At 63.9% G+C, this 241-nt stretch carries 1 pseudogene; it reads right to left on the reverse strand.

What is annotated here, in order from left to right:
- Positions 1-241 (reverse strand): annotated as a pseudogene (locus SB765_RS33140) (fimbrial biogenesis outer membrane usher protein); the annotation flags it as partial.

Here is a 241-nt window from a genome sequence, read left to right on the forward strand (position 1 = left end):
TAGCCAACGCCGACGCCGGCCGGTACCGCATGGCTGTAGTTGACCCGTTGCAGGCGCTCGCCTTCCTTGCTCTGCTCCATACTCAACGCCAGGGTGCCGTGCAGGTCGAACGGGATCACCAGCTGCGCCTGCACCGCCCACTGGCTATCACCCACTTCGCGGTTAGCCGACAGGTACACGCTGCTGCTGCCCCACGACGGTTTGCTGTAACTCAGGTTGATCAGACGGGTTCGCGTGCCGT

The organism is Pseudomonas sp. SIMBA_067, from assembly GCF_046534675.1.
GTDB lineage: Bacteria > Pseudomonadota > Gammaproteobacteria > Pseudomonadales > Pseudomonadaceae > Aquipseudomonas > Aquipseudomonas putida.